At 66.7% G+C, this 5,933-nt stretch carries 5 protein-coding genes; 1 reads left to right on the forward strand and 4 read right to left on the reverse strand.

The window, feature by feature from the left end:
• Positions 1-470 precede the first annotated feature (470 nt).
• Complete coding sequence (locus EKL94_RS21650) at positions 471-1,016, reverse strand: WG repeat-containing protein (protein WP_126930596.1); 546 nt, start codon at positions 1,014-1,016, stop codon at positions 471-473.
• The gene (locus EKL94_RS21655) at positions 1,013-2,719 is read right to left on the reverse strand and encodes an alkaline phosphatase (RefSeq protein WP_126930597.1); all 1,707 of its coding nucleotides are present in this window, start codon (positions 2,717-2,719) and stop codon (positions 1,013-1,015) included. Before EKL94_RS21655 ends, EKL94_RS21650 begins: the two co-directional genes overlap by 4 nt.
• 154 nt (positions 2,720-2,873) lie before the next feature.
• Here EKL94_RS21655 and EKL94_RS21660 point away from each other — a divergent pair, with 154 nt between their 5' ends.
• Complete coding sequence (locus EKL94_RS21660) at positions 2,874-4,208, forward strand: dicarboxylate/amino acid:cation symporter (protein WP_006381938.1); 1,335 nt, start codon at positions 2,874-2,876, stop codon at positions 4,206-4,208.
• A 301-nt stretch (positions 4,209-4,509) separates the two neighbouring features.
• Here EKL94_RS21660 and EKL94_RS21665 read toward each other — a convergent pair whose 3' ends face one another.
• Both EKL94_RS21665 and EKL94_RS21670 read right to left on the reverse strand, forming a co-directional pair.
• The gene (locus EKL94_RS21665; protein ID WP_005414115.1) at positions 4,510-5,283 is read right to left on the reverse strand and encodes a C40 family peptidase; all 774 of its coding nucleotides are present in this window, start codon (positions 5,281-5,283) and stop codon (positions 4,510-4,512) included.
• A 130-nt stretch (positions 5,284-5,413) separates the two neighbouring features.
• Entirely contained in the window at positions 5,414-5,854 is a 441-nt protein-coding gene (locus EKL94_RS21670; protein WP_440862119.1) for a C40 family peptidase, read from the reverse strand.
• Positions 5,855-5,933: the final 79 nt, after the last annotated feature.

Consider the following 5,933-nt stretch of genomic DNA (forward strand, 5'->3'; position numbering starts at 1 on the left):
TGGTTTCCTGAGGGTAGGCGGGGTGGGTCCGGTTGCGGGAGACGCCGTAAACCCGTCCATGGGGGCTTGGCCGCGGCATCCATGCCGCGGACACTCCCGCAACCGGACCCACCCCGCCTTCGACAGTTGGCCGCGATCTGTTGGAACGACGTATTGCCTTGGTAGGTGTCGACCTTGGTCGACACAGTAGATCCACGCCATGCGTGGATGACTCATTCGATATCTGACAGATGTGTCGACCAAGGTCGACACCTACCAACAGCCACCGGAATCTGTCGAAGGCGGGGCACTGTGGGTTTGCGGGGTGTGAGCCGCATGGATGCGGCGACCAAGCCCCCATGGGCGGGTTTACGGCGTCCCCGCAAACCCACAGTGCCCCGCCATCCCACGGAACGCACGCTGTTGCTGTTGCTTCGGCCGTTGCTGTTGCCGTTGCGTCTGCAGGTGCAGGGCGCAGCCCTGCCGAAACCCTACTTCACCCGACGGCCCGCGCGGTCGATGCGGAACCGCTCTCCGCCTTCCATCGGCGTGTGGCCATCGGCATCCGGCGTGCCGCGACGGCAGCCATTGCAGACCTCGGCCACGCCATCCTGGAACGGCCACCCGAAATCGAAGGTGCCGGGCACCACCTGGCGGAACTTCAGGTCGAAGTAGCCCACGCGGTGGCCGACGCGGGCGCGCAGCAGGCCTTCCTGCGGTGTTTCCGGACCGTTGTCCCAGGTCAGCACCGGCAGGCTGCGACCCTTGCGGTTGACGTAGTGGAAGCCCTGGTCGGCGTACACCACCGCCAGGCCGTGGTCGTCATAGTTCAGGTCCTTCAACGTGTCGGCGCTGATCTTCGGCCGGTGATCGACCACTTCGCAGTTGGGCAGCGGCCACAACCCGTGTTCGTCGGTCAGCAGCTTGCATGCCGGTGCCTGTGCCGCTGCATTGGCACTGACCAGCACGCCAAGCAGGGCCAGCGACCGTGCGAAGCGGCCGCTGGCAGGGGCAGGGCGGGCCTGCCGTGCGATCACTTGGCCTCGGCCTTGCGTTCGAAGGTTGTCGGTGCCGGCAGCTGCACCGGCACGCCCTTGTCATCGCAGGTGCCGGCCTGGCACAGGCGCTCACGCAGGGCCGGAGTGGCCTGCACGATCATGTGGTAGATCGCGTTCTGTTCCAGCGTGCCGCGGATCGCCTTGCTGCCCGGGCCGCGCGCCCAGATACCGACGTCTTCGCCGCCGTGCGACTCGGACTTCATCGGCACCAGTGCTTCCTGCATGTAGTCCGGATGCTCGGTGTCGACCTCGCGCAGGTTCGGGCGGCCGTTGGCCGGTTCGAAGCTGCTCGGGTTGTGCGGGTAGCGCTTCGGGCCGGCCGGCTGCTGGTTGCTGCTGCCGGTATGGCCCGGGCCATTGGCGTAGCTCAGCGTGGTGTACGGCTGGCCGGTGCCGTCCAGCGCGTAGTCCAGCTTGCCGGCGCCATCTTCGCCGCCCTTGTCCTTCACCTTGCCCAGGATCGGGTTGCCGCGCGCCGGGTAGCCGACGAAGTTCAGCGTGTGCGAGTGGTCGGCGGTGACGATGATCAGGGTGTCGTCGGCCGAGGTCAGCTCGTTGGCCACGCGCACCGCGTCGGACAGGGCCACGGTCTCTGTCAGTGCACGGTAGGCGTTGCCGCTGTGGTTGGCGTGGTCGATGCGCGCGCCTTCGATCATCAGCACGTAGCCTTCCTGGTGCTTGGCCAGATTCCTGATCGCTGCGGCCGTCAGTTCGGCCAGGCTCGGCTCACCGCCCGGATCCTGCGGGCGCTCGTACTCGTAGCGCATGTGGTCCGGCTCGAACAGGCCGAGGATGGCCGGCGCGTTCGCGGCGGCGGCCAGCTGCTTGCTGTTCCAGACGTAGGCACCCTGCGGATGTGCCTGCTGCCATTCCTGCACCAGGCTGCGGCCATCCAGGCGCTGGCCGACCTTGTCGTCGTATTCCGGGTCGCGTTCTTCCACGGTGGTGAATTCACCGCGGCCGCCACCGAGGGCGACCAGCGGGCCGCGGCCATAGCGCGAGGTCGACAGCAGCTGCTGGGCGATGTCCTTGCAGCCTGCGGCCTTGGCGGCTTCGGTCAGGTCGGTATCGTTTTCCCAGTTGCGCTCGGGCGAGTGCGCATAGGTCGCGGCCGGGGTGGCATGGGTCAGGCGTGCGGTGGACACCACGCCGGTGGCCAGGCCGGCGCTGTCGGCCAGCTGCAGCCAGGTCAGCAGGCCCTTGGACAGGCTGTCGGCGCAGTCGGTGCGGCTGCCGGCGCTGACGCCGATCGCGCCCATGTGGGTCTTCACGCCGGTGGTGATGGCGGTCATGGTGCCGGCCGAATCCGGGGTCTGCGAATCGGTGTTGTAGGTCTTGCTGAACGCGGTGGCCGGGAAGCGCTCCCAGGACAGCAGGTTCTCTTCACCGGAGCCGCCCTTCTGCTGGCCCTCGTAGATGCGCGAGGCGGCCACCGTGGTCAGGCTCATGCCGTCACCGAGGAACAGGATGACGTTCTTGGCCTTGCCGGACATCGCGCCGTTGGCGGCGGCCTGGGCGGCGCCGCTGCGGTACCACCACTGCGGGGTCTCGCCGGCCGGGTGGGCGACGGGATCGACGGCGACCTTCAGGCCGGCCGGGGCGGACGCGGGGCTGGTGCTGGCGCAGGCGCCCAGCAGCAGGGTGGTGGCGCAGGCGGCCAACAGGGAGACGGAACGGCGCATGGACGCTGGGATCTCACAAACTGTAACGGGACGTTCATTATGCCCGGTGCCGCAAGGCACGCCGATGACACACTGATTTGCCGGCCGGGCGGTCGTTCTGCGGGCCGCCTTGGGCTATCGTGCCAGCATCCCTTCCTTCCCCTCTGGATTGCCTATGAAGCTGGTCTCTGCCTGGCTGCGGATTCCATTCTGGCAGCGCGTGGTCGGTGGCTTCGTGCTCGGCGCGCTGGCCGGCTGGGCGCTTGGCCCGGCCGCGGAAACGTGGTTCGGCCCGCTCGGCGAGCTGTACGTCACCCTGATCAAGATGATCGCCGTGCCGCTGGTGTTCTTCGCGGTCATCAACGCGATCTCGTCGCTGCACGGCCAGAAGTCGGTCGCCGCGCTCAGTGGCCGCACCTTCCTGTGGTTCGTGATCACCGCCGCGCTGGCGGTGTGCGTAGGCCTGGGCGTGGGCACCGTGCTGCAACCTGGCGCTGGTGGACTTCAGCTGTCGATGGCCAGCAATTATGTGCCGCGCGAAGTGCCCAGCGTGGTGCAGGTGCTGCTGGACGTGGTGCCGGCCAATGTCTTCTATGCGCTGTCCGGCATCGGCACCAAGGTCAACGCGGCCGGTGAAACCGTGCTGGCTGCCGGCCGCGGCTCGATCCTGCCGGTGATCTTCTTTGCCGGCCTGGTGGGCTTTGCCATCGTCAAGCTGGGCGAGAAGGTGACCGAGGCGCGCAAGCTGGTCGGCCAGATGAGCGACATCATGATCCAGGTGACCCGCTTCGTGCTGGAAGTCACCCCGATCGGCACCTTCGGCCTGATCGCCGGCCTGGTTGGCAGCTATGGCTTCGAGAAGCTGCTGCCGCTGGGTCATTTCGTGCTGGCCCTGTACGTGGCCTGCGCCCTGCACATCGTGGTGGTCTACAGCGCACTGCTGCTGGCGCACGGCCTGAACCCGCTGAAGTTCTTCCGCGGCGCGGCGCCGGGCATGCAGGTTGCGTTCGTCAGCTCGTCCAGCTTCGCCGCGATGCCGGTGGCGCTGCGTTCGATCACCCACAACCTGGGCGTGAACAAGGACTACGGTTCGTTCGCGGTGCCGCTGGGCGCCAGCATCAAGATGGACGGCTGCGGTGCGATCTACCCGGCGCTGTGCGCGGTGTTCATCGCGCAGTACAGCGGGGTGCCGCTGACCCCGGAACAGTACGTGGTGGTGCTGATCGCCTCGGTGCTGGGCAGCTTCGGTACGGCCGGCGTGCCGGGTACCGCGGTGATCATGGCCACGGTGGTGCTCAGCGCGGCCAATCTGCCGTTGGAGACCATCGGCTACCTGTATGCCATCGACCGCATCCTGGACATGATGCGCACGATGACGAATGTGACGGGCCAGATGCTGGTGCCGGTGATCGTGGCCAAGGAAACCGGGCTGCTCGACCAGGCGGTGTATGACAACCCGTCCAGCAATGTAGGTGTGGACGATCCTGATCCAACACCGCCCCGCGCCTGAGGTTGCGTGGAGATGAAAGGCCCGCCGTAAACCGGCGGGCTTTTTGTTTGGGAACTGGCTGGCGCGGTGGCGGAGCCGGGCCTGGTAGATCCACGCCATGCGTGGATGGAGGCGGTGCCGACCAACGGTCGGCACCCACCAAAGGTCAGTACCCACCAGAGGTCAGTAGATCCACGCCATGCGTGGATGAGGGCGGTGCCGACCAAGGTCGGCAGCTACCCACCATTGCGCGGGCCCAACAAAAAAGCCGCTGCAGGGCAGCGGCTTCTTGTCTCTCAGGCGGCGCCGTGGCGCCAGCAGGTCAGAGGTCGACCCGGCGGGCCTGCATGAACTTGTTGCCCCAGTAGCCACTGAGCAGGGTATCCACGCGGACGTCCTTGCCCGAGCTCGGTGCGTGCAGGAAGCGGCCATCGCCGACATAGATGCCGACGTGGTCGACGCGGCCCTTGCGGCCGAAGAAGACCAGGTCGCCCGCCGCCAGCGCGGTGCGGTCGTTGATCAGTTCGGCGTTGTCATCGTGGGCCATCTCGCGCGAGACGCGCGGCAGCTCGATGCCCAGGGCCGAGCGGAACACGTAGCCGACCAGGCCGCTGCAGTCGAAGCCGCTGTCCGGGTTGCTGCCACCCCAACGGTACGGGGTGCCCAGCAGGGTCATCGCACGGCGCAGCAGCGACTGCACCTTGCCGTTGTCGGCTGCGGTGCCGACAACGCTGCCATTGGCGGCGCTGCTGGTGTCGTAGTTGGCAAGCAGGCGGCTGAGGTCACCGGCCACCACGGCCGAGCGGTCCATCAGTGGAATGGTGTCGTTGGCGGCCAGGTGCGGCAGCAGGGCGGCCAGCGTGGCGCTGGCGGCGGCATCGACGCGGCTGCGCTGCGGAGCGGCGGCCTCGGCCTTGGCGGCCGGTCGGGCGGTGCTCTCGGCCACCGGGGCCGGGGTCACATCGGAACGGTTCGGAGCAGTCTGCGACCAGGCCGGGAGGCTGGTCAGACACAGTGCCAAGCCAAGCAACAGCGGGCGGGCACTGCGTGAAGATACGGAAGTCTGGCCTTCGCTTTTCAGGTCGTCAGTCGTCACGCGTCGGTCACAGAAAAAAACGATGGGGCATCATGCCCTGTAAAAGCGGCAATAAGTTAAAAATTCCGTTAATAAATCGTTAGTTGCGCGGTGATGTCCGTCACAGTTTTGAACATATAGCCTGTTCATTTTAGCGAAGGACGCGTTTCGCCCCGGTGTAGTGGTCTTTCCAGTAGGGGCCACTGAGCGAGTCCAGCCGCACGGTGCCGCCGGTACTCGGCGCGTGCACGAAACGCCCTTCACCTACATAAATGCCGACATGGGTGACGCTGCCGCGGCTGCCGAAGAACACCAGGTCGCCGGTGGCCAGGCGCTGCGGATCGATCTTCGGGCCCTGTACCGCCGCCAGGTCGCGCGAGGTGCGCGGCAGTTTCAGGTCCAGCATCTCGCGATAGACATAGGCCACCAGGCCGCTGCAGTCGAAGCCGGAATCCGGGGTGTTGCCGCCATAGCGGTAGGGGGTACCGACCAGGCTGATGGCACGCATCAACACCGAGTTGGCCGCCTCGGGGTTGTCCGGCACGGTCTTCGGCCGGTTCCCGGCCGGCCGGTCCCTTTTCACCCACGACAGCGCCCGCCACCCTTCACGGTAGGTGACCCGGGTGGGCGCCGGCGCTCCAAAAAAAAAAAAAAAAAAAAAAAAAAAAAAA

Source organism: Stenotrophomonas maltophilia (assembly GCF_003970865.1).
In the GTDB taxonomy this organism is placed as follows: Bacteria; Pseudomonadota; Gammaproteobacteria; order Xanthomonadales; family Xanthomonadaceae; genus Stenotrophomonas; species Stenotrophomonas maltophilia_AR.

Excerpts from the sequence above, each read along its gene's own strand:
- EKL94_RS21655 (WP_126930597.1), bottom strand. The coding sequence starts at position 2,719 with ATGCGCCGTTCCGTCTCCCTGTTGGCCGCCTGCGCCACCACCCTGCTG.
- EKL94_RS21660 (WP_006381938.1), top strand. The coding sequence starts at position 2,874 with ATGAAGCTGGTCTCTGCCTGGCTGCGGATTCCATTCTGGCAGCGCGTG.